Here is a 24,289-nt window from a genome sequence, read left to right as displayed (position 1 = left end):
TATGGGGTTTATTCCTTTGTTTTTGACTGTAGGCGGGGCATGTTTACTGTTCTTCCTGACTGTCAAAAACACCATGCAGCGTAAGCTCAACTTGCAACGCGAACTCCTTACCAAGTTGGGTTTGGCACATCCTGAGATTGGTTTGATTTTGGGTGAAATTGCAGATCCTGACACCGTGCTTGAGTCCTTGAAAAAATTAATGCCTTTGGAGAAAATCTCGAAAAAGACTCTGGAAATAATCAGACAGCTAAAAATCAACAAATACCAGTATAACGCGCTGATCAAAAAGGCTCCTTACAATTGGGTAGCAAAAATTTCCGGATTTCAGGCCATTTGAGTGACTATCCAGGAGAAAATTTCCTCTTGTTGTCCGGAGTGAAACCACCGAATCTCCGCATCCCGACGAAACCAAGTCATCTGTCGCTTGGCGTATCGTCGGGAATTTCTTTTTAGCAGCCGAATCGCCTCCTCCTTATCGTATTTCCCCTCCAAATACCCAAAAATCTCGATGTAGCCCACGGTCTGAAGTGAATTAAGATGCCTCTTTTCAAACAGCGCATCAGCCTCATCAAAAAGTCCGGCAGCAATCATCTGATCCATTCGCAAGTCTATCCGATCATAGAGTTCTTGCCGAGGTCTATCCAGCCCGATTTTTATTACTTGAAAAGGTCGAATAGCCTTCTTTTTTACCCTAAACGAACTGAATTTCAATCCCGTACCACGATACACTTCCAGTGCCCGCATCAATCGCTGTGGATTTTGCCTGTCTACCTGACTGTAGTATTCCGGGTCAACTTTTGAGAGCTGTGCCTGCAGCCATTCCAACCCCTTTGACTCAAATTCTTTAATGATTTCCTTTCGGATCTCAGGTTCGACATCAGGAATTTCGTCCAGTCCATCGGTAATTGCGTCAGCAAAAAGTCCTGACCCACCCGTCATAATTGCGACATTTGACTTTTGAAAAATAGTCGCCAAGATCTGAAGGGCATCCTTTTCAAACTTTCGTACATCGTACGCTTCCTCTATCGAAAGCGAATCGATCAGGTGATGCTTTACTTCCAGAAGTTCTTGAGGTGAAGGTTTGGCCGTTCCCAAATTCAACTCCCGATAAAATTGCCTGCTGTCACAGGAAACTATTTCTGTCTTAAATTTTTTGGCTAGATTTAGACAAAGTTCAGTTTTGCCAACCGCCGTTGGCCCTACTACCAGAATAAGGTATTTTTTATCCGACAATCATTTGAAGTTTATGTCTGGCAAAAGTCTAAATAAATGCTGTGAAATCGAACATTTTGAATTTATTTCCCCAGGGTAAGGAAAATAAATTTTGCGAGGATCTCCTGCATCTGGCCGGCATTTCCGGAGGGATTCGGAACAGATTATCTGATCGTGAAAATCACCTATAAACAGATGAAAAGCAAAAAGGTATTAATAGTAGACGACAACGACCTGAACCGGAAACTTTTTGAAAATCTGATCGGTCAGATTTTCTCCTTTGAATCCGCTAAAAATGGACTTGAGGCCGTCGCTTTAGCCGAAGCTCAAAACTTTGATTTGATTCTCATGGATATCCAAATGCCGAAAATGGATGGTATTACGGCGATGAAAATAATCCGTCAGAGAAATACCAAATGTCCCATTATAGCAGTCACCGCCTATGCAGAAGAATCTGACAGGACAAGTTTTCTACAACAGGGGTTTGACGATTTCATCACCAAACCCATCCGCCCAAAAGAGTTCCTTCATTTGGTCCGAAGCCATCTCTCCGGTGGAAAAGACCCAAATAGGACAACTACAGTAATTGAAGTAGCAGAAGATATTTTGGACAAAAAAATCGTCGATCAATTACTCAAATACAATTCAAATTCAGTTATTGGGAAAGTATTTGATGATTTTCTGGAAGAATGTGCTGAGGTAGTTGTCCTGATAGACAGTTCCAGTGAACATACTTCGGAATTAATCGAAAAAATCCACACGCTAAAAGGTAACTCCGGAACCTTGGGAGCGATGCGAATATATGGCTCGGCGATGAAAGTGGAGGAATTTAGTCGAAAGGCCGATTACTCCCAATTTAATCCCGAAATACAAAACCTGAAAAATGAAATCTTCCTATTCCGTGATTTTCTAAAACAAGAAACTATTTTTGAACCATGAGTGACGCAAAAAAAATCCTTGTCGGAGAAGACAGTTCCATCATTATCAATTTGACCAAAAATGTCCTGGCTTTTGAGAATTACCAGATGAAAGCTGCGAGAAATGGAAAGCAAGTACTCGAATTGTTGGAAAAAGAGGACTTTGACCTCATCCTGATGGACATCAGCATGCCCGTGATGGATGGAGTGGAATGCTTGCAACACATTCGAAATCTGCCCGATCCGGTCAAAAGCAAACTTCCGGTAATAGCGATCAGCGGAAACATCCGAAATTACACCCCCGAGGAATTTAGAAAACTGGGTTTTAACGACTTCATCCAAAAGCCACTCGACTACGACAAAGTATTGGCCACGGTCAAAAAATTCCTGAGCTGATGGTCATCAAATACACCAAGCATTTTTTGGATAAATTGGAAAGTCTATTTGCTGCCTCAAACTATGTCCTGAGGTATGAAAAGGGAAATTTCAAATCCGGCTATTGTGTACTCAAGGAGACTAAAATTGTCATTATTAATAAATATTTTCCGATCGAAGGAAAAATAAATGCGTTGATCGAAATTATCAACGAACTGAATTTGAACCCGGAGGATTTCAAGGAAAAGACGAATCAGGATTTTCTTAGCGACCTCCGACAAACCACACTAAAATTTTGAAAGTAACTTTTCTTGGAACCGGAACTTCACAGGGTGTACCTGTGATAGGATGTGAATGTAATGTCTGTAAATCATTGGATTTCAGAGACAAAAGATTCCGTACTTCCATTCATTTGGAGATCAATGATGTATCACTAGTCGTGGATACCGGAACGGATTTCAGAATGCAAATGCTACGTGCAGGTATCAAAAAACTAGACGCTGTCCTCTACACCCACGAACATAAAGATCACACCGGAGGACTGGACGATATTCGACCGTTCAATTTTTCCCAACAGATGGACATGCCGATCTTCGGTCGAAGACAGGTGTTGGATCAGATCCAACGGGAATATTCCTATATCTTCAGTGCAAATAAATACCCTGGAATTCCGAAGGTAGACGCTATAGAGATTACCGAAAATCCTTTTCAGGTCAATGGAGTTTCCATTATTCCCATCCCGGTACTTCATTACAAATTACCTGTCCTTGGATTTCGATTCGGAGACTTCAGCTATGTCACTGATGCAAATTTCATCCCCGATGAGTCCCTAAAACTCCTGGAAGGAACAGAGATTTTAGTATTGAATGCGCTTCAAAAGGAATCCCATATTTCGCACTTTACCCTTGATGAGGCGGTAGACATGGCAAAAAAAATAGGTGCCAAACAGACCTATTTCACTCATATTTCCCATCGCCTGGGGCTTCATGATCAGATTGATTCCGAATTACCGACGGGTATTGCCTTGGCCTACGATGGCTTGGAATTTACTTTGGATTGATGCATCTCAATTACCATTTCCTGAAGTACCTCGCTCCCGCTTTGCATGGTGTCCTTTCCGGCTCCAAGATTCTGGCTTGCTTTTCCCAAAGTAAAGATGAATTGATTCTCGAAACTGAAGATCAACAAGGCACTCGATTTCTCCGTGCACACTTTCTTCCCCCACAGGTATTTTTGGCTTTTCCCGAAAATTTTCATCGTGCCAAGCGAAACAGTGTCAACCTGTTCCAGGAATTAATTGGGGATACCATCACGTATTGTGGAGTTTTCAGCTTTGAACGTGCTTTTTATTTTGATTTGGAATCGGGAAAAAAGCTGGTATTTAAGCTTCATGGCAACAGAAGTAATGTGCTTTTGTACCAAAAAGACAATCACTATCCTTCCCTTATTTTCAGAAATGAAATCAAAGAGGATAAGGAATTGGACTGGAGAAGTCTGGAAAGAGCCTTTGAGCTGAGTCGGAGTCGATTTGAAGCATTAGATGGCAATGCATCTCAATTTCTGCCGACTCTGGGCAGTATTCCCAGAGCTTGGCTAAAAGAGCGAGGCTATCCCGAGGCGGCAATGGATTTAAAATGGAACCTGATGCAGGAACTTTTGGACACCTTGGACAGTCCACTTTTCGCCTTGGTAGAAAAAGACGGCATTCAGTTGAGTCTCCTGCCGGAACCTACTGCCATTCAAACTTTTTCTGACCCAATCGCCGCTTCCAATGAGCTGTTTTACTTGGCATTGGTTAAGGGAAATTTTGAAAAAGAAAAAAACTCCCTGCTCAAGAGTTATCAGGATCAGCTGAAAAAGACGAATTCCTACATTCAGAAATCAACCCAGAAACTGGAAGAATTAAAGGCCGCAGCGCCCCCCAGTCAGCTAGCCGATGTAATCATGGCCAATCTTCATGAATTTCAGGATGGGAAAATGGAAGCCGAACTATTGGATTTTTATTCTGGAAAAACAGTAAAAGTCACGCTTAAACCCAATCAAAAACCCCAGTCGTTAGCAGAATCGTACTATCGGAAATCCAAAAACCGTCAGATCGAACTGGATCAAATCGAGAAAACCATCTCCTCCAAAATCAGCCTTAAATCCGAACTGGAACAAAAAATCAGCGCTATCGAGGAAATAACCGGCCACAAAGGCCTCAAAACCTATCAAAAAACAAACAAAGAAGATAAAGCCATCACAAAAGAAACGAGTGGATTACCTTTCAAAGTTTTTGAATACGAAGGATTTACAATATGGGTTGGTAAATCTGCCAAAGACAACGATGAGATGCTGAGAGGATACATTCATAAGGATGACCTATGGCTTCATGCCCGACAGGTACCCGGATCACATGTAGTCATCCGTATGAAAGGAATGGCCACCTTGCCAACCTCCGTCTTGGAACGGGCAGCCGGATTGGCGGCTTTTTATTCCAAATTCAAAACAGAATCCTTCGCCCCTGTGATCTACACGGAAGCAAAATTTGTCCGAAAAGTAAAAGGCTCAGCACCGGGATCAGTCATGGTCGATCGTGAAAAAGTAGTCATGGTTGCCCCATTTGGTCCGGATGAGGAAACAGCCGCAAAAAAGTAGGCTAATGATTTCTAGGAACAGGCGGACCCAAACTGATTTTTTTAAATCCTTTGAAAAGGATGGCAGTACCTACGATTCCGGTAGCGCCTCCTACGTAGAGTAGTGTTTCTCCCACATTTGGATTTGTTCCCAGCAACTGGCCTCCTATGATGGTCACCGTATATCCGAGAGTCGCAACAAGAATTCCAGTTTGAAGTTGATTTTGAGCTTTGTGAAGATTGAGTTGCACGTCATAAAGCTCCTGATCCAGCCTGACCATCGCTCGTTTCAATGAATCATACGAAGCTTGATCTTTGGTCTGGGCAAAAAGATCAGAGGCAGTGAGCGCTGAAAAAAGGAATAGAAAAAAAACAGTTTTATGCATGGTCTACTGATTGATCCAAGTTTTGAACTCGTTGACCCGCTCTCGTGCCACCACGATTGCTTCGTCACTTTTAGCATTTAAAGATAAAGCGAGACGACCATTGTTAAAAGGCTTCATCTCGATCAGACTATCCAAATTAATAATGAAAGATCGGTTGATTCTATAAAACTTATTTGGATCCAAAAGACCATTTTCCAGTTCATTGAGACTATGATCGACGATGAATTTATTGGAAGATCCGGATTCTACCAGAAAAGTAATCCCCCTATCCGCATAAAAATATGCAATTTGCTCTACAGGAGTGAAAGAAAGCTTACTTCCGGACTTGGTCAAAAATCGCTTTTTGTAGGACTTTTCGCTGTAATTTCGGAGAAAATTTTCAACAAAATCAGAAGAAATAGCACGTTCGGCAGGCAATTGACCAAGATTTTCTACTTTTTCGAAGGCCTGAATAAGACGTTCCTCTTGGATTGGCTTGAGGACATAATCGATACAATTATGGTCAAAGGACTGCAAGGCATAGGCGTCGTAGGCGGTAATAAAAATGACCGGAACTTTGATTTTTTTACGTTGAAAGGCTTTGAAGCTTAGCCCATCAGCAAGATGAATATCACAAAGAATAAGATCAAAAAGATCCTGATTTTCCAAGGCCTTGTCCAATTCGACAATACTTTGAGCTGAGTCAGCAATCACCCAATCAGGTCTATGCTTTCGGATGATTTCACTAATGCGGGCTTGTGCTAGCGGTTCGTCTTCGACTAGAAGTAAGTGTTTTATCATCGATTAGAGGTAGTTCAACCATAAAATGATCCGCTTCATCTTCGACTCGGATATCACAGTCTAAAAACCTATATCTATCGGATATGTTTTGAAGACCTATGCCAGATGAGAATTCTACTACCTCTTTGGGCTGTTTTTTATTATAAATTTGAAGGTAGGCTTCGTCTGAAGAAATGAAAACTTCGAGGGGTTCTTTTCGAGTAAAGTAATTGTGCTTCACTACGTTTTCTACCAGTAGTTGAAGTACTGCTGGAGGTATTAATTTTTGGAAACCGGCATTTTTAACATCAATTGAAAATTTTAAAGATTCTTCAAATCTGATCGTCAATAATTCAATGTATTTATTCAAAAAATCAAGCTCTTCTGCCAAAGGAATCAACTCGTTACTTTTATTTCTCAGGATATAACGGTAGATCTCACTCAGCTTCTGAAGATACCGATCGGCAGCATTAGCGTCTTGATGAATGAGCACGGAAAGTGTGCTGAGATTATTGAAGAAAAAATGCGGATTCAATTGTGAATTCACCGACTGTAATTTTGCATCAGCTGTCAAGGTCTTTAATTTTTCAGCCTCTATCGCTTTTTCCTTCAGTTTTTCACTAAAGAAATAGATGGCATTGACACAATTTAAGAACAGGTTGATTCTGGAGGTAAATGCAGCGGAAAGAAGAAAATTTTGCCATGAAAAACCAAAAGGCCCACCTAAGATCAGCCCGGAAATCTGTGCAGAAATAAATGCCAAGATCAAAACAGCTATGACACTGATCACAAACTGTTGGATCAGCGGATGAATCTTTGGAGTGTTCTTTGAAGTCAGCCTTTCGACTAGTCGGTTGATGTACCAAACCGAAAAAGTCAAAATCAATATCAGGAAAAACAGAGGGAATGGCTCTACTGCTACTGCGAAAAGTCTATCTCCATCCAATAAATAAATATTGAAAAATGAGTATACCCCAAGTATGGCGGCAAACCAATGACTTTTTCGATGACTAAACATATTTCGCTCCCTTTCTCCAAATTTAATCTTCGCCCTACTTTTTCAAAGGAAAAAGGAGGAACAGTAAACGCTGCTCCTCCTTTTTGAATTACTCATTTAAATTAAAGCGTCGGCAAAAGCACACCGTCAATTACGTGAACGACACCATTTTGGATTGCAACATCGGCGGCAACTACATTGAACGTGTTTCCGGCTTTATCTGTAACAGTTACATTCGCACCTGTCCTGGTGACAGTCAACATTTCACCGGATAAAGTAGGTACTTCCTGAACTCCTTCAGCCAAATCAAACGAGAAGGCAGTTGCTGGCACCACATGGAATGCAAGTACTTTAGTCACAGCTTCAGCCCCAAGCGTGTTGATCAACTCGGTCAAAGACCCAAGGCTAAATTTATCAAGAAGGTCTGCAAATGCCTGATTGGTTGGTGCAAATACAGTCATCGCTTCCTGCCCAAGCAGGGTTCCACCCAAGTCAGCAGCTGTAACTGCATCCAACAGTATGGTCAAGTTTGCAGCTTGAGCAGCCTCCACCACATTAGGCAGTGTAAGTTCTGGCAACAGTACACCATCGATCACATGGACAACACCATTTTCAATCGCTACATCTGCCGTTACCACGTTTGCGGTATTTCCCAAAGCATCGGTAACAGTAACCCCGGAAGAACCGGCCGTAACGGTCAATTCCTGACCTGCAAGTGTTGTAAAGGTATTGGTAGCCGCAAGATCAGTTGAGAAAGCTACTGCAGGTACCACATGGAAACCAAGTACAGTCTGTAGATTTTCGATTCCACCGATTCGAGCTACTAGCTGATTTAGATTAGCTGCATCAAATGCTTCAAGCGCGGCAGCAAAAGCCTCATTGCTAGGAGCAAAAACGGTGATCGCATCTGCATTCAACAAAGCACCTCCCAAGTCAGCAGCGGTAACAGCATCCAAGAGAACTGTTAGTTCTGCAGCCTGAGCAGCTTCTACAATAGTTGGCAACATCAGATCAGGAAGCATCACCCCATTGATCACATGTACTACACCATTGGCGATTTCCACATCAGCGGCAACTACCTGAGCCACTCGACCCAATTGATCCCGTACTGAAACCGCATTGCCTGATTTTTCAACTACAATCTCCTGACCTGACAAAGTTGTGAATGTGTTGGTTGCAGCTAAATCTCCCGAAAATGCCACAGCAGGTACTACGTGGAAGCCCAAAACTTTTTCAAGGTTAGCCGCTCCACCAATTTTAATTACCAATTCATTTAAGTCTGCGGCTCCAAAAACTTCCAATGCGGCAGCAAATGCTTCATTGGTGGGTGCGAAGACAGTAATAGCCGGAGCAGAAAGTAAAGCTGATGGAAGGCCATCTACAGCGGTAACAGCAGCAAGTAAGGTGGTCAAACCAACCTCAGTGGCAGCTTCTACCAAGTTTGGCTTAGGCAGTTCGATCGAAGGTAGCAACACACGATCAATTACATGTACTACTCCATTTTCAATCTGAACGTCAGCCTGAATAACGTTTGCGACATTTCCGGCCGCATCAATCACCGTAACAGAACCTGGGGTAGATCTTACTCTCAATTGCTGTCCGGCGAGTGTTGTGAAGATATTTTCTTCATTAAGATTTCTTGCAAAGGCTACAGCCGGTACTACGTGAAAACCCAAAACGGTCTGAAGATTTTCCGCACCGCCTAGTTTAACAACCAATTCATTCAGATCAGTAGCCCCGAAAGCTTGAAGTGCATTAGCAAACGCATCATTGGTAGGAGCAAAAACAGTAATTGCATCTTGATCTTGCAGCGTAGCTTCCAGACCTGGAATTGCACGGACACCGGCAACCAGCGTAGTCAATCCTGCCTCGTTGGCAGCTTCAATAAGTGTAGGAAATGGGATCGGTCCCTGATAATCCTCACTACAGGACAGGATCGAAAAAAACAGCGATCCCATGAGCAAGTATTTGAATGGTTTTATCATAGTTTGTTTTGGTTTATTTGGTGTAAGAACCAATCTGAGCCAAAACAGCCTTTGGGCAACCGCTCAATTGTATAAAAAAAAGGATGAATCGTTTGATTCATCCCTTGAATTGATTTTTCTCAGAACTCTAAAATCTTAGCCATTCTAATAATCTACTATTCCACAAAGTGGATTTTAAGCATGTTGGTTTTACCTTTATCCTTCAAGGGCATGCTGGCAGTATTGATGATCACGTCACCTGTCTTCACGTGGCCGTCTTTATGGAGTGTTTTTTCAATATCCGTGAAAGTAGCATCCGTAGAAACTTTACTTTCGTAATAATAAGCCCTCACTCCCCATACAAGAGACAACTGTGTCAGAAGTTTTCTATTTCGGGTAAAGACAAAAATATTTGCAGAAGGGCGATGTGAAGCCAATCGAAGTCCTGTAAATCCTGAGGATGTGATTCCCACAATAGCTTTGGCTTTTACATTTCTGGAAAGCCTGGAAGCCATAAGGATCAGGTTATTGCTGTGAAAAGTGAGGTCATCCTCCGGTATTTTGTACAGGTTGTGGTAGATATCCGCATTTTCTTCCAGGTAGCTGATAATGCTGGTCATTGCTTTCACCGCGTTGATCGGATATTTTCCGGAGGCAGTTTCAGCCGAGAGCATCACTGCATCAGCACCGTCTAGCACCGCATTCGCCACATCATTTGTCTCTGCCCGGGTTGGACGTGGATTTTGGATCATACTCTCCATCATCTGTGTGGCAATAATGACTGGCTTACATGCAACCTTGCATTTATCCACCATTTTTTTCTGCCAAAGCGGGACAATTTCCATAGGAACTTCCACTCCCAAATCACCTCTGGCTACCATAATTGCATCTGTAGCTTCAATAATGGAATCTATGTTCTCAAGTGCTTCTGGCTTCTCAATTTTTGCCACGATTTTACAATCTTTACCGGCAGCTTTGATTCGTTTTCTGAGATCCAGGATATCCTCAGCCGATCTCACGAAAGACAAGGCAATCCAGTCTACATCCTGACTTAATCCAAACTGCAAATCTTCAATATCCTTTTCTGTCAAAGATGGCGCAGAAACTTTGGTATTAGGAAGGTTAATTCCTTTTCTGGATTTTAAAATCCCACCGTGGATGACTGTTGTGTTTACATTTTTACCATCAGTACTGTTGACAACTACTTCCAGATTGCCATCATCGATAAGGATTCTGTCACCAACTACCACATCTTGCGGCAAATTTTGATACACCGTACTGACCAATGTGGCCGAACCTATAACGGGATCATTTGTGATGGTGATTTTATCTCCGGGTTTGATTTCGACTCCGTCATTTTCAACCTCGCCAATTCTGATTTTCGGTCCTTGAAGGTCTTGAAGAATTCCCAGGTGACAGTTTAATTCCTTATTGATTCTCCTGATTATTTCTATCACTTCCTGATGAATTTCATGAGTTCCATGAGAAAAATTCAGTCGAAAAACATTCGCGCCGGCAGCTGCCAGGCTTTTTATCATTTCGTAGTTATTGGAAACAGGGCCTATGGTAGCCAGGATTTTTGTTTTTTTAAAGGGAAGGTGGCTCATCATTTTTTTAATAGGTTAATAAATTTTCTTTTGATTTTATTTTAGAAATATCCAGTCTCACCACACTTTGGATGTAAGGATTTTTGGAGAGGTGATCCACAAAGGTAGTAATACTGGTTTGTTGAGTTTGGTCTTGTACCAAGAGGAAGTAATCCAAATTTCTCAATTCCGGAATCAAATATGCCAATTGTTGAGAAGTATTGAGTGCTTTATTTTTTAAAAGTTGGATAAAACCATGCGGTAAAGAAAGTAAATATTGGGATATTTCCAGCTGAGGGGAGGACATAAATTCGATTTGAATATCCTCTGATTTGACAAGATTAAGGTTCAATTCCCGATTGATCAGCCAGGCCATTTTATAGTCTTTGACAGGCGAAACCAGCCCTAGGAGCTCAAAATCAAAAATGGGTTCAACAAATAATTTGGACTTCTTCATGAGGGAAGAATGGTGATCAAAACAAAGGTAGAAATTAATATTGACCAGTACGAACGGTCATTTTTCATAAAAAATTAACTTATGTCTTTTCTTTGTCAATTAGGTATTAAATATATTTCTTTGCGGAGTGTTATTAACTAAACTGATCACAAAATGTCTGAAATTGCACAAAAAGTAAAAGCCATCATTGTTGACAAACTTGGCGTAGAAGAGTCTGAAGTGACTATGGAAGCAAGCTTTACCAACGATCTTGGGGCTGACTCTCTGGATACTGTGGAATTGATCATGGAATTCGAAAAAGAATTCAATATCTCTATCCCTGACGACCAAGCCGAACAAATCGGCACTGTAGGTCAGGCAATTACCTACCTTGAGGCAAACGTAAAATAAGCACCGCTAAATTCATTTTATGAATTTAAAAAGAGTTGTAGTAACGGGTCTAGGCGCACTCACACCCATCGGAAATACCACAGAAGAATTCTGGCAGGGATTGGTTAATGGTGTGAGTGGCGCTGCGCCTATCACTCGCTTCGACGCTTCACTTTTCAAGACTCAATTTGCCTGCGAAATCAAAAATCTAGACCTCGATCAATTCATGGATCGCAAAGAGGCTAGAAAAATGGACGCTTTCACCCAATATGCCATGATTACTGCTGATCAGGCGATCCTAGATTCCGGACTCGATCTGGGAATTATCGATTTGTCCAGAGCAGGTGTGATCTGGGGTTCGGGTATCGGAGGACTTAGAACCTTCCAGGAAGAAGTTTCAGATTTTGCCAAAGGTGATGGCACTCCCAGATTCAATCCATTCTTTATTCCGAAAATGATCGCAGATATCTCTGCGGGTTTCATTTCTATAAAATATGGGTTCAGAGGACCTAACTTCGTCACCGTTTCTGCCTGTGCTTCTGCCACCAATGCGCTCATTGATGCATTTAATTACATTCGATTGGGCAAAGCTGATCTGTTTATCAGCGGTGGATCCGAGGCTGCGGTCACTGAGGCAGGAATAGGTGGATTTAACGCGATGAAAGCACTTTCGCAGCGGAATGATTCTCCAACCACAGCCTCCCGACCATTTGACAAAGACAGAGATGGATTTGTCCTGGGTGAAGGAGCTGGAGCCTTGATTCTTGAAGAACTGGAGCACGCAAAAGCAAGGGGAGCAAAAATCTATGCAGAAATTGTTGGTGGTGGTATGACTGCTGATGCATACCACATTACAGCTCCACATCCGGAAGGCTTAGGCGCCAGCAGCGTGATGCGAATTGCACTGGACGATGCCGGACTTAAACCGGAGGATATTGATTACATCAATGTTCATGGTACTTCCACTCCACTGGGAGATGTTGGTGAGACAAAAGCTATCCAAAAAGTATTTGGAGAGCACGCATATAAACTGAACATCAGTAGTACAAAATCAATGACGGGTCATCTCTTGGGTGCTGCCGGAGCTGTTGAGGCTATTGCTTCAATTTTCGCAATCAACCATGGAATTGTCCCTCCTACGATCAATCACTTCACAGATGATGAAGCATTTGATCCCGGATTGAATTTGACTTTCAATAAAGCGCAAAAGCGAGAAATCAACTATGCGCTGAGCAATACCTTTGGATTTGGGGGGCACAACTGCTCCGTCATTTTCAAAAAATACAACTGATCAGAGTGAAAATTTTCCAGAGACTCGGAATCCACACTCTATTCTTTAGCTCACAAGACAAAAGGCTTGCCTCCTCGATCAAAATGATCATTGGACGCAAGCCTTTAAATTTATCCCTCTATCGCCTCGCTCTCACCCCTTCCAGTCTCGGTGAGGAGACTTCCCAAGGTTTCAGAATCTCCAACGAACGCTTGGAATTTTTGGGTGATGCAGTTTTGGGGGCAGTAATTGCCGAGCATTTATTCAAGAAATTCCCCTATCGTGACGAGGGATTTCTTACCGAGACTCGATCCAAACTCGTCAATCGGGAAACCTTGAATGAAATCGGGATAAAAATCGGTCTGAAAAACACACTTGAGCAAGTAGTCAGCAAACGTCAGTTTACAGGGAATAAATCCCTGTTCGGTGATATTCTTGAGGCTTTTTTAGGTGCAGTCTATTTAGATAGAGGATATCGTTTCACCCAAAGACTTATCATTCAGCGAATTCTCGTCCATATGGATTTGGACGGAATGATCTCTACGGTAACCAATTACAAGAGTAAAATCATCGAATGGTCTCAAAAAGAGTCTAAAACAATAGTGTTTAAAGTTTTGCAGATCAACGGTAACCAACGCTTCAAAGAATTTGTTGTTGAACTGAATGTAGACGGAGTGTCTGTCTCACAGGGAAAAGGAAGCACCAAAAAGAAAGCAGAACAGGAAGCTTCCAAAAATGCCTGTGAAATCCTAAAGATTGCCGTTTAGACCTTTACTTTTGTTTTCTTCAATTACCCCTATGACTGCAATCAAAATAGCAGGTGCTACCCTCAATCAGACTCCACTCGACTGGAAAGGGAATCTGGAAAGAATCGTTCTTGCAATCCAAGAGGCGAAATCCCGAAAAGTAGAAATTGTTTGTTTCCCTGAGCTCTCGATAACCGGATACGGCTCTGAGGACCTTTTTTTGAGTTATTGGTATCCTCAAAAAGCCCTGTCTCAGCTTGGAAAGCTAATCCCGTATTGTACTGACATCACCGTAGCTGTCGGACTGCCGGTCCGAATTCAGGATAAAGTATACAACACCGTAGCGGTCATCGAAAACGGGAAATTAAAAGGATTCGTGGCAAAACAGTTCATGGCCATAGATGGGGTTCACTATGAATTCCGTTGGTTTACTCCATGGGAAGCAAATCAAGTCATTGATTTTGAATTTGAAGGAAAGAAAGTTCCTCTTGGAGATCTCACTTTCAATCACAGTGGCATTCATTACGGATTTGAAATTTGTGAAGATGCCTGGAGAGGTAAAGTACGCCCGGGATATCGACTTCATGATCGCAAAGTTGACCTTATTTTCAATCCCAGTGCCTCGCATTTTGCCATGGGCAAAACATTGGAGCGGAAAGAACTCATCGAGTATAGCTCTAAAATCTTCAATTGCTATTATTGCTACGTCAATTTACTGGGAAATGAAGCCGGACGAATGATTTTTGACGGAGAGATTTTACTGGGTAAATCAGGAGAACTATTGGCTAGAAACCAATTACTTTCTTTTGCGGATTTCCAGGTTATCACTTTTGATTTGGAAGCAAAGACTCAGGAAATAGCCGCCGTACAGCCCAAAGAATGGGAATTTGTTCAGGCGTCGGCTTTGGGCCTTTTTGATTATTTGCGGAAAAGCAAGAGCAAAGGGTTTGTACTTTCACTTTCCGGCGGAGCGGATTCATCTACAATTGCTATTCTTGTGGCCGAAATGGTCCGTAGAGGTTTGTCAGAACTGGGGTTAAGTACATTTGTTGAAAAACTCAACTTGGACTTTGTTCCCCAAACTGAAAATCCTGAAAAGGAGCTCGTTGGACTACTCCTAACCACCGCCTATCAAGGCACAAAAAACTCTTCAGATGACACCTTTCAGTCTGCAAAATATTTGGCTGAGCGAATAGGTGCTACGTTCTATTCCTGGTCAATAGATGAGGAAGTAGCTTCCTACACCGGAAAAATTGAAAATGCGATCGGACGCAAGCTTACTTGGGACCAAGACGACATCACCCTTCAAAATATTCAGGCAAGATCCCGATCTCCGATTATCTGGATGCTGGCAAATATCAACAATGCCCTGTTGCTATCAACTTCCAACAGAAGCGAAGGCGATGTAGGCTATGCCACAATGGATGGTGACACAAGCGGAAGCATATCCCCCATCGCTGCTGTAGACAAGCATTTCATCTTGCAATGGCTGCGCTGGGCAGAGAAAAATCTGGGCCGATCCGAGCTCTCGTATGTGAATTCCCTGACCCCAACAGCCGAACTTAGGCCGCTGGAACGGACTCAAACCGATGAGAAAGATCTTATGCCTTATTCCGTTATCGTAGAAATCGAGCGTCTTGCGATCCGGGATAAGCGATCTCCTATCGATATTTTCCTGATTTTAAAAGATGAACTTGAGTTGGAAGAAGCCCTTTTGAAGGATTATATCAAAAAATTCTTCCGACTTTGGTCCAGAAACCAATGGAAGAGAGAGCGACTAGCACCTTCATTTCATCTTGACGAATTCAACGTTGACCCTAAAACATGGTATCGCTTTCCTATTCTATCCGGAGGTTTTACCGAAGAACTTGACCAATTAGACCAAATCTAATCCGACATTATGCTTGAATCATTGCTGAGTTATGTAGTATGGGACCCCAATCAGGCCGTTTTTTCAGGTTTTGATAGACTGAGATGGTACAGCTTATTATTTGCTTTGGGCTTTATTATTTCCCAACAGATCATGGTGTATTTTTTCAGAAAAGAAGGCCAAAATGAAGCGCTGGTAGATAAGTTGACCATATACATGGTGCTGGCCACGATCATCGGAGCGAGACTTGGCCACGTACTTTTTTACGAGCCTGAAAAATACCTCAGTAATCCCATCGACATTCTGAAAGTTTGGGAAGGTGGACTGGCCAGTCATGGTGCTGCCATCGCCATCCTCTTTGCACTTTGGCTGTATGCCAAACGCACTCCGGGTCAAAGCTACCTCTGGGTCGTGGATCGTATCGTAATCGTCACCGCACTGACAGGTGCTTTGATACGCTTTGGAAATTTGATGAATTCTGAAATCGGAGGAAAAGATACCGGAACAGACAGTGGATTTGTTTTTGCGCGGGATGCAGAAGAACTTTTGGAAACGCTGAAAGTTCCCTTTGAGACCATTGAAGCTTACAAACCCGATGATCGATCCAATGAGCTCCAAGGTAACGGGATCGTTCCGGTGAACTTTGAAATTAAAATCAACAAAGGTAATTTTTCCAAGGAAGACCTCACTTCTATCCTCGAAAAGGACATTAAATATGCCTTGACCCAGTTTAGATCGTCCCAAGAATATCTGGCGGAGCCTGTTGAAAGTCCTTTGAATTTTGATCTCCTGGAACAGTCCGACGGTTATCTGGTGACGGTCAAGACCTTTGGTAGAACAAAATATCCAACTCAAATCTATGAAGCACTCTCCTATTTTGTGATTTTCCTGATCCTGTTTGCGCTGTGGTCAAAATACAAATCAAGACTTCCGGAAGGGTTGCTGTTAGGGCTTTTCTTGATTACCGTATTTGGGATGCGGTTTGTATGGGAATTCCTCAAGGAGGTTCAAGTGGATTTTGAGCAATCGATGCAATTCAACATGGGACAATTGCTGAGTATTCCACTGGTCATTATTGGAATAATCTTGGTAGGAAGAGCTTTGAAAATCGGGATTCAATCCGAAAAGAGTTAAGGAACAGGATCGTGACCGTGACCACCCCAAGGATGACAACGACCGATTCGCTTAAAACCCAAAAACCCTCCTTTGACTACGCCGTGCTTGAGTATAGCTTCTTTCATGTATTGGCTGCAGGTAGGTGTAAATCTACAACTGGCAGGAAACAACGGAGAGATCGTATATTGATAAAGCAATACTGGAAATATGGCTACCTTTCTTAGATAGGTTTTAAGCATTGAAACACCGTTTGTTCAAGTGAACCGAAAATTACACAATTAGATTCTTTTGATTCCCGATTTGAGAAATATCCTTTACCTCCCGGTCTTCTTAGTGTTATTGACCTTTGGAAAAATCCAAGCTCAGGATACCACACTGGAACCTGTCAATCCTCCCATTCCGGAGCGGGTGAAGGTGAATAATATTTTTATCATCGGAAATATAAAAACTCAAAAAAGCATCATTCTCCGGGAGTTGGATTTTACGACCGACTTCTATTACGACTGGGAAAATTTCCTGGAAATCCTGCAGGCTGACCAGCAAAAGATCTATAATCTCAGACTGTTCACAGAGGTGGAAATCACCCCACTATTTACAGGAGATGAAGAGATTGAGATCCTCATTTCGGTCAAAGAGCGCTGGTATGTCGTTCCTTCTGTGATTTTTCAACTTGCGGATCGGAATTTCTCAGAATGGTGGACCAATCAGGGACGGGATTTTTCCCGAGTAAACTACGGACTAAAAATCAATCACGACAATGTCGGAGGGAGAAATGAAAAGCTCCGGTTCTCAGGCCAGCTGGGTTTCACCAAGGGTCTGGACCTGGTCTATACCAAGCCTTACATCGACAAAAAACAAAAACAGGGTTTAGCCATTCAACTGACCTATGCAGACCAGAGGACCCTTCCCATCAGATCATCTGATAACAAACAGGTTTTCTATACCAATGAAAATGAAGATGTCCTTAGGAAAGTGTTCGCTACTGCGTTAAGATATACCTATAGGAGGACATTTTACAATTTTCACTTTGCCACACTTGGATATAACAGAACCTGGATCAATCCGGAGGTTTTGCGAGAAAATCCCAATTATATCCAAGGTGAAGACAATAATCTGAGGTACCTGTTCCTTCAATACTCCTTCAGACACGACAGGAGGGACAACATTGCCTATGCCACTACAGGAGAATTGCTCCAGTTTACCGCTACCAAATATGGTATTTTCAACACCCAGGATATTAATGAAGTCGAATTGAACATTGTCGCAAACAAGTACCTTCAGCTAAGTGAAAAATTTCACTTCGCCTCAGGACTGACCGGTGTTTGGTTTTTAAGCAGAAATCAACCCTATACACTTGTCAGAGGCATCGGCTACTCACCAAACTTCATCAGAGGATATGAATTAAATGTAATTGAAGGCCAGCAGCTTTATGTCCATAAAAACAGCCTTCGATACAAACTTCTTGACCTTTCTTTCGACATCTCCAGGTACATGCCCTTGGATCAGTTCAGCACCATTCCTTTCAAATTCTACCTCAGTGGAAATTTTGACCACGGAACTGTGACCGACCGAAACAACCTTCCTGAAAATGCCCGCTTGACAAATAGATACCTCGTTGGGTATGGGATTGGCTTGGACATCGTGGGTGTGTACGATTCAGTGCTTCGCTTTGAATATTCACTAAATAATCAAGGGACTGGAAATCTTTTCTTTAACTTCAGGGCACCTTTCTGATTTTCAGGGAATTCAATTTTCAAGTTTAGTTTTTTTAATTAAATTCGGTTTACATTTTTCCCGAATGCAATGAAGCGACTCTTTTTTTTATGCTTCTTGATTTGGGCTTACTTTGAATCAAAAGCTCAAACAGATCCCCTGACTCAGGCTCATGGAGCCCGTAGTCAAAGCATGGGCAATACCAAAGTATTCTTGCCTGATGGCTGGACTTATTTTAACAATATTGGCGCACTAAACCGAATCGAACAATCGCAGATTGCTGCCGGATTTGATCATCGATTTGGAATTCCCGAGTTAAGCACAGTTGGTTTGGGAATAGGTTGGAAAAATGACTTTGGTACGATCGGATTGGGTGTATCAAGATTCGGCGGTAAGCTCTTCAATCAACAGGTACTGGGTGTAGGATTTTCCAACACCCTGGGAATAGTAAGTTTGGGAGCAAAGATAGATTGGTTTCAGACTACCATTGAGGGATTTGGGACAGGCAATGCATTCCTGTTTTCACTCGGCGGAGTCGCTGAACTTGGGCCAAGATTTTTTCTAGGTGCAAACTTCACTAACCTAAATCGGGCAAAACTCAGCCAAAACAACGAACAGCGCCTTCCTACCTCGGTGCAAATGGGGGTTTCCTATCTCCCGAGCGAAACAGTAAGAATTCTGGCAGAAATCGAAAAGGACATTGAGCTTGATCCGATTTTACGGGCTGGAATAGAATACCAACTTAATCAGTGGATTTTTCTCCGAACGGGAATCAGTAGCAATCCCGCCCGAATAAGTTTTGGGTTGGGACTGAGGAAGGACCAGTTTGGATTCGATTATGCCTATGGACAGAATACCGCTCTTGGCCGAACACATCATTTGAGTCTGATCCTGAAAATGGGGAAATAATGAAAAAGAAACTTTTCATTTTGAGCCTATTTCTTCTACCAGTCTTAGGATTTGGACAAAGTCCTCCAAAACAAGTTATCGATTTGGAAAACTTCATCGAGCGACTATTCCCGATTCAGGAAGAAGATATCGACTATGAGTCCATCTACGAAGTCCTGCTGCAACTCTACCTCAATCCAATCGATATTAACCGGGCTGACGCCGAAGTCCTTCAGGCCAGCTATTTACTCAATCCGGCTCAAGTCAGTAGTTTGATCACGTATAGAAATTCATTTGGCTCATTTCTTTCCCTTTATGAACTGCAGGCTGTTCCGGAGTTCGACCTTCAGACCATTGAAAATCTGATTCCATTCATCACGTTGGGTGAATCGGGTATGAAAAGCAATAAATTCTGGGATCGCGTCAGAGAAGAAGAGCAAGCTTATCTCCTTTTTCGCCATCAGCGAACCTGGCAGACTCGAAGAGGGTTTACGCCACCGGATACCAGCAGAAACGGCACCCTTTCCAGCCGCTATTTAGGTGATCCAAATACAATCTATCTGCGATTTAGAATTCAGCATACCCGGGATTTCAGCATGGGGGTTACCTTGGAAAAGGACGCCGGAGAGCAATTTATTTGGGACAGAAAGACTAAGCGGTATGGATTCAATTTCTTTTCATATCACTTTACCAGATATCATGTAGGCAAGTGGAAAACCATTACGATCGGGGATTTCCAGGCCTCTTTTGGACAAGGCTTAATCTTTGGGGCAGGATATGCATTGGGAAAAGGCGCAGAGACAGTTCCAACTGTCCGCCGAAGTAGTATTGGAATTTTACCCTATACCGCTGCATTGGAATTTGGTTTTTTTAGGGGGCTTGGAGTCACGCGGCAATTTAAAAATTGGCAGACTTCACTTATTGCATCACATGCCGGTAGAGATGGGCGAATCTCAGTTTCAACAGACAGTCTGGAGTCTTTCCAGTCAATCATCAGCTCTTTCAATCAGACGGGATTGCACCGCACAGGCAGTGAACTTTCCACCAAAAACCAGTTTCAGGAGACAAACTTGGGCGGAAATGCCCAGTATTCCCATCCTTCGGGAAAATTTCAGATCGGGGCAAATTCACTTTTTACCCGATTCAATCGGCCCTGGATACGAACGCCACAGATTTACAATCGCTTTGAGTTTGCCGGGCAAAGCAACCTGGTCTCCAGCCTCTACTTCAATTACAACTGGAAAAATTTCTTTCTCTTTGGGGAATCTGCCAAATCTCAAAGCGGAGGTTCGGGTTCAGTATTGGGATTCGTAAGCAGCTTGAGCAAGCATGTGGATTTTTCCCTGCTTTGGAGAAAATACGACAAAGACTTTCACAGCTTTTATTCCTCAGGATTTTCAGAAAATACTCGCCCGATCAATGAGCAAGGTGTCTATTTGGGAATCCAAGTCAGGCCAGAAAAACACTGGAAAATAAATGCGTACTATGATTACTTCAGTTTTCCTTGGCTCCGCTATAGGGTGTATGCCCCATCCAAAGGCTATGAATGGCTCGCACGGATCAGCTATCAGCCCACACGAAATCTCATCGCTTTTATTCAAATCAGGGAAGAACAAAAGGATCGAAACATCCCTGACTCCGGCGAGCCCGCTCTCCCATACCTTGTCAAGGCTGTGAATAAAATAAATGGACTGCTAAGCTTGGAAACACACCTCACTAAGGATTTCTTCCTAAGATCGAGAATACTGATGAGTCGGGTGAAAATCGAAGATGACATCACACATGGCTTGATGATCTTACAGGATGTACAATACGGACAAAATAAATGGCGACTGACAGGCAGAGTTGCACTCTTCGACTCAGAAACGTATGATAACCGACTGTATGCCTTTGAAAACAATGTGCTATGGACATTCTCAATTCCTGCCTTCTCAGGTCAGGGAATGCGGTATTACCTGCTCGGACAATACCAAATTACTCCAAAGCTTACCGGATATTTCCGCTTTTCCCGAACAAGTTATACCGACCGTGAAGTGATCAGCAGCGGACTGCAGGCCATCGCAGGTCCCCACCAGACTGATACAGCTTTGATGATTCGATATTTTCTGAGGTGATTTTCCATTAATGGTACCGGAGTCCAATCTCTTTTTAATAATTTCGGACAAAGCTAATTACTTATGAAAAAAACACGCTACGTACTGAGTTTTTTGATGCTTTTGTCATTTTCAGGCTTTTCTCAAAACCTGGATCTGAGCAAAATGAGCAAAAAAGACGGATTTGTGCCTTTTTATCTTGATGAGGAAAAGGGCAAAATTTACCTCGAAATTTCTTCGCTGGACAAAGAGTTTCTCTATGTCAACGCCCTCTCTGCGGGTGTAGGATCCAACGATATTGGTCTGGATCGAGGCCAACTTGGCGATGATCGGGTGGTAGAATTCCGCCGGACAGGCAACAAAGTCCTGTTGGTTCATAAGAATTACGGCTTCCGTGCTTTCACAGACAATCCTTATGAGGCAAAGTCTATCCAAGATGCTTTTGCAGAGTCTGTTCTTTGGGGGTTTGAAATCACACAAAAAGACGGTGAAAAATTAATCGTGGATGCGACAAACTTTTACCTACAGGATGCACATGGGGTTTCTGAGACATTAACCCGTTCCCGTCAGGGAACCTACCGGGTGGATGCAAGCCGCTCTGGTTTGTATTTCCCTATGACCAAAAATTTCCCCCAAAATACCGAGGTTGAAGCAACCATTACCCTAACTGGAACGGGCGCAGGAGGCTATCTGAGATCTGTCACCCCAACTCCAGAGGCTGTTACCGTTCGGATGAGGCATTCTTTTATTGAGCTTCCGGATTTATATACCATGCGGAAGTTTGACCCCCGAGCCGGATTTATATTCATCAGCTATCAAGACTACACCACTCCCATTGATGAGCCCTTGGTGAAACGGTTTATTTCCCGACACCGATTGGTGAAAAAGGATCCAAACGCTGCTGTATCGGAAGTGGTGGAACCCATTGTCTATTACCTCGACAGGGGTACACCTGAGCCTGTAGCTTCAGCATTGATCGAAGGTGGAAATTGGTGGACACAGGCTTTTGAGGCTGCCGGATTCAAAAATGCCTTTCGCGTAGAACTGGCCCCGGAAGGATTGGACTTGTTGGACGTCAGATATAATGTCATTCAATGGGTTCATCGCTCCACTCGTGGCTGGTCTTATGGATCCAGTGTGAGAGATCCCCGTACAGGTGAAATTTTAAAAGGCCACGTTTCTTTGGGCTCTTTGCGTGTAAGACAGGATTATCTGATCGCACAAGGCTTACTTCAGCCTTTTGAAGATGGAAAACCTGTCGATCCTCGAATGAAGCAGCTGGCTTTGGATCGATTGAAGCAACTTTCAGCACATGAGATCGGTCACACGATTGGAATAACCCATAGCTATGCTACCTCCCCAAACAATCGGGCATCCGTCATGGATTATCCACATCCTGTAATTACCCAAGGGGCGGATGGCGAATTGGATTTCAGTCAGGCTTATGACTTGAAAATCGGCGAATGGGACAAATGGGTAATCAAATATGGCTACGGAACACCTGCTCCAGGACAGAGCGAGGATGAGTTTTTGGAAAAAACCTTGACAGACACTTATGCCGCAGGTTTTGAATTTATTACAGACGCTGACTCCAGAAATCCCAGTGGCGCACATCCCCGCTCCCACCTATGGGACAATGGTGCTTCTGCACCGGGAGAACTCATGCGCATGCTGAAACTTCGGGAAAATCGAATGAAAACTTTTGGATTGAATGCCATTCGGGAGGGAGAGCCTCAGGCGATTTTGGAGGAAGTGTTCGTTCCGCTTTACCTGATGCATCGATACCAGTTGGAGGCAACCAGCAAGCTCATCGGTGGATTGGACTACACGTACAAGATTAAAGGTGACAACCAATCCAATCAAAAGTGGATTCCTGCCAAGGATCAAGATGAAGCGATCAATGCATTGCTCGCTACCATTTCAGCCAATCAACTTGAAGTCCCTGCGCATGTTTTGGCTTTGATTCCACCAAGACCCTATGGCTATGGCCGAAATCGTGAGACTTTCCCTTCCCGTACAGGACCGACTTTTGATCCCATAGCACCTGCGGAAAACATCGTAGATGCTACCTTCAGCTTCCTCTTTGAAAGTGGACGGGTTAACCGAGTTTATCTGCAAAACCTTCAAGATCCATCGCTTCCAGGATTTGAGACTTTGCTCGATCAAGTCACGGCTCAGATTTTCTCAGGAACTATGCCGGGTGGATTGAAAAACGAAATCAAATTGATGACAGAGGCAAAGCTTGTAGATCATTTAGTCGCTCTGAGCAAAAATCCAAATGCTTCCCAGACTGTCAGGGCCATCACCAGAATGCAGTTGGAAAAAATTGCGGAATTGGAAGGAGAAAATGGAATCCTAAAAGGGCATCGAGCCTATCTCGAGGATAAAATAGAGGCTTTCCTGGATTTACCGGAGGAATTTACAGCCCAGCAAGCGCTCAGCATACCTGATGGTGCGCCGATCGGAATGGAAGAGATGAGTTGTGATTTTGAATTTTAAATTGGGAGCCAGATTCCAGAATGGGATTGATTGGCTTAAAGGTTTCCTATCTTATAAAGAATTGGAATGACCTTAAATATATTTTGGTAGAAAAACGAAAAATATCAAAGTATAATTAAATCCTAATGATTCAATTATAAAAGTCAAAAAAACAAAACCAGTCAGGAGTCCTGGCTGGTTTTATCAATTAACATATAACCCAACTTGCGTATGAAAATTGTTTATTGAATTAAACGCCTATCCTGATATTTTCTACAATAGTAACTTAATTCGATACTATATATTAATGAGTATATTAAGGTGTTAAATGACCCCATAAGGATTTAAAAATTCTTTTTTGGGATTTTTTTTTACTGTCGTCGGACTAATTCCACAAAGTACAGAAAAAGTGCTTCAGATTAATTTTGGATGGCTTTTTTTATTCTTTTCAAAAAGCACCCCCTATCCAGAGAAGAAC

Annotated in this window: 23 protein-coding genes; 15 read left to right on the top strand and 8 right to left on the bottom strand. The window is 42.8% G+C overall.

What is annotated here, in order from left to right:
* The first annotated feature begins 1 nt into the window (after position 1).
* On the top strand, positions 2-337 hold the full coding sequence (locus tag C4S61_RS19985) for a hypothetical protein (RefSeq protein WP_103926555.1): 336 nt from the start codon (positions 2-4) through the stop codon (positions 335-337).
* On the opposite strand, the gene miaA is transcribed toward C4S61_RS19985, so the two are convergent.
* Positions 325-1,233 carry a tRNA (adenosine(37)-N6)-dimethylallyltransferase MiaA gene (gene miaA, locus C4S61_RS19980; protein ID WP_103926554.1) on the bottom strand — a complete coding sequence of 303 codons (909 nt, stop codon included), beginning with the start codon at positions 1,231-1,233 and terminating at the stop codon, positions 325-327. The genes C4S61_RS19985 and miaA overlap by 13 nt on opposite strands.
* 174 nt (positions 1,234-1,407) lie before the next feature.
* Here miaA and C4S61_RS19975 point away from each other — a divergent pair, with 174 nt between their 5' ends.
* Genes C4S61_RS19975 through C4S61_RS19955 form a run of 5 tightly spaced genes read left to right on the top strand, consistent with a single transcriptional unit; the run spans position 1,408 to position 5,141 of the window.
* The gene (locus C4S61_RS19975; protein WP_103926553.1) at positions 1,408-2,151 is read left to right on the top strand and encodes a response regulator; all 744 of its coding nucleotides are present in this window, start codon (positions 1,408-1,410) and stop codon (positions 2,149-2,151) included.
* Positions 2,148-2,525, top strand: a complete 378-nt coding sequence (locus tag C4S61_RS19970; protein ID WP_103926552.1) for a response regulator — start codon at positions 2,148-2,150, stop codon at positions 2,523-2,525. The genes C4S61_RS19975 and C4S61_RS19970 overlap by 4 nt, the downstream gene beginning before the upstream one ends.
* Complete coding sequence (locus tag C4S61_RS19965; RefSeq protein ID WP_103926551.1) at positions 2,525-2,803, top strand: hypothetical protein; 279 nt, start codon at positions 2,525-2,527, stop codon at positions 2,801-2,803. The genes C4S61_RS19970 and C4S61_RS19965 overlap by 1 nt, the downstream gene beginning before the upstream one ends.
* A complete protein-coding gene (locus C4S61_RS19960; RefSeq protein WP_103926550.1) occupies positions 2,800-3,564 on the top strand; it encodes an MBL fold metallo-hydrolase in 765 nt (254 codons plus the stop codon). Before C4S61_RS19965 ends, C4S61_RS19960 begins: the two co-directional genes overlap by 4 nt.
* Complete coding sequence (locus tag C4S61_RS19955; RefSeq protein WP_103926549.1) at positions 3,564-5,141, top strand: NFACT RNA binding domain-containing protein; 1,578 nt, start codon at positions 3,564-3,566, stop codon at positions 5,139-5,141. The genes C4S61_RS19960 and C4S61_RS19955 overlap by 1 nt, the downstream gene beginning before the upstream one ends.
* 1 nt (position 5,142) lies before the next feature.
* Here the strand turns inward: C4S61_RS19955 and C4S61_RS19950 are convergent, their stop codons facing one another.
* The 6 genes from C4S61_RS19950 to C4S61_RS19925 form a co-directional block, all read right to left on the bottom strand.
* Positions 5,143-5,505, bottom strand: a complete 363-nt coding sequence (locus C4S61_RS19950) for a hypothetical protein (RefSeq protein WP_103926548.1) — start codon at positions 5,503-5,505, stop codon at positions 5,143-5,145.
* A gap of 3 nt (positions 5,506-5,508) precedes the next feature.
* The gene (locus C4S61_RS19945) at positions 5,509-6,285 is read right to left on the bottom strand and encodes a LytR/AlgR family response regulator transcription factor (RefSeq protein ID WP_103926547.1); all 777 of its coding nucleotides are present in this window, start codon (positions 6,283-6,285) and stop codon (positions 5,509-5,511) included.
* Entirely contained in the window at positions 6,230-7,282 is a 1,053-nt protein-coding gene (locus C4S61_RS19940; RefSeq protein ID WP_103926546.1) for a sensor histidine kinase, read from the bottom strand. The genes C4S61_RS19945 and C4S61_RS19940 overlap by 56 nt, the downstream gene beginning before the upstream one ends.
* A 101-nt stretch (positions 7,283-7,383) precedes the next feature.
* Complete coding sequence (locus C4S61_RS19935; RefSeq protein ID WP_103926545.1) at positions 7,384-9,246, bottom strand: fasciclin domain-containing protein; 1,863 nt, start codon at positions 9,244-9,246, stop codon at positions 7,384-7,386.
* A gap of 155 nt (positions 9,247-9,401) precedes the next feature.
* Positions 9,402-10,832 carry a pyruvate kinase gene (gene pyk / locus C4S61_RS19930; protein WP_103926563.1) on the bottom strand — a complete coding sequence of 477 codons (1,431 nt, stop codon included), beginning with the start codon at positions 10,830-10,832 and terminating at the stop codon, positions 9,402-9,404.
* 7 nt (positions 10,833-10,839) lie between these two features.
* Positions 10,840-11,268 carry an IPExxxVDY family protein gene (locus C4S61_RS19925; RefSeq protein ID WP_103926544.1) on the bottom strand — a complete coding sequence of 143 codons (429 nt, stop codon included), beginning with the start codon at positions 11,266-11,268 and terminating at the stop codon, positions 10,840-10,842.
* 153 nt (positions 11,269-11,421) lie between these two features.
* On the opposite strand from C4S61_RS19925, the gene C4S61_RS19920 reads away from it, so the two are divergent.
* The 5 genes from C4S61_RS19920 to C4S61_RS19900 are packed head-to-tail and all read left to right on the top strand — an operon-like array spanning position 11,422 to position 16,657.
* Positions 11,422-11,658, top strand: coding sequence for an acyl carrier protein (locus C4S61_RS19920; RefSeq protein WP_026950184.1), 237 nt, complete (start codon positions 11,422-11,424; stop codon positions 11,656-11,658).
* Positions 11,659-11,677: 19 nt separating this feature from the next.
* Positions 11,678-12,928, top strand: coding sequence for a beta-ketoacyl-ACP synthase II (gene fabF / locus C4S61_RS19915; protein ID WP_103926543.1), 1,251 nt, complete (start codon positions 11,678-11,680; stop codon positions 12,926-12,928).
* A gap of 5 nt (positions 12,929-12,933) precedes the next feature.
* Positions 12,934-13,674, top strand: coding sequence for a ribonuclease III (gene rnc / locus C4S61_RS19910; protein ID WP_235010128.1), 741 nt, complete (start codon positions 12,934-12,936; stop codon positions 13,672-13,674).
* Between the two features lie 31 nt (positions 13,675-13,705).
* Positions 13,706-15,544 (top strand): NAD(+) synthase, encoded by a 1,839-nt coding sequence (nadE, locus tag C4S61_RS19905; protein WP_103926542.1) that lies wholly within the window; start codon positions 13,706-13,708, stop codon positions 15,542-15,544.
* Positions 15,545-15,553: 9 nt separating this feature from the next.
* Positions 15,554-16,657 (top strand): prolipoprotein diacylglyceryl transferase, encoded by a 1,104-nt coding sequence (locus C4S61_RS19900; RefSeq protein WP_103926541.1) that lies wholly within the window; start codon positions 15,554-15,556, stop codon positions 16,655-16,657.
* Here C4S61_RS19900 and yidD read toward each other — a convergent pair.
* Positions 16,654-16,878, bottom strand: coding sequence for a membrane protein insertion efficiency factor YidD (yidD, locus tag C4S61_RS19895; RefSeq protein ID WP_103926540.1), 225 nt, complete (start codon positions 16,876-16,878; stop codon positions 16,654-16,656). The genes C4S61_RS19900 and yidD overlap by 4 nt on opposite strands.
* 61 nt (positions 16,879-16,939) lie before the next feature.
* Between yidD and C4S61_RS19890 the strand changes: the two genes are divergently transcribed.
* From C4S61_RS19890 to C4S61_RS19875, 4 genes are all read left to right on the top strand, one after another.
* On the top strand, positions 16,940-18,373 hold the full coding sequence (locus tag C4S61_RS19890) for a BamA/TamA family outer membrane protein (protein ID WP_235010127.1): 1,434 nt from the start codon (positions 16,940-16,942) through the stop codon (positions 18,371-18,373).
* 69 nt (positions 18,374-18,442) lie between these two features.
* Positions 18,443-19,261 (top strand): PorV/PorQ family protein, encoded by an 819-nt coding sequence (locus C4S61_RS19885; RefSeq protein WP_103926539.1) that lies wholly within the window; start codon positions 18,443-18,445, stop codon positions 19,259-19,261.
* Positions 19,261-21,354, top strand: a complete 2,094-nt coding sequence (locus tag C4S61_RS19880; protein WP_103926538.1) for a ComEA family DNA-binding protein — start codon at positions 19,261-19,263, stop codon at positions 21,352-21,354. The genes C4S61_RS19885 and C4S61_RS19880 overlap by 1 nt, the downstream gene beginning before the upstream one ends.
* A gap of 63 nt (positions 21,355-21,417) precedes the next feature.
* Positions 21,418-23,832: a zinc-dependent metalloprotease gene (locus C4S61_RS19875; protein ID WP_103926537.1), complete on the top strand. Its 2,415-nt coding sequence runs from the start codon at positions 21,418-21,420 to the stop codon at positions 23,830-23,832.
* Positions 23,833-24,289: the final 457 nt, after the last annotated feature.

This window comes from Algoriphagus boritolerans DSM 17298 = JCM 18970 (genome assembly GCF_900108085.1).
Lineage (GTDB): Bacteria > Bacteroidota > Bacteroidia > Cytophagales > Cyclobacteriaceae > Algoriphagus > Algoriphagus boritolerans.
Note: the sequence above shows the minus strand (reverse complement) of the source record. Positions and strands in the feature narration are given on the sequence as shown.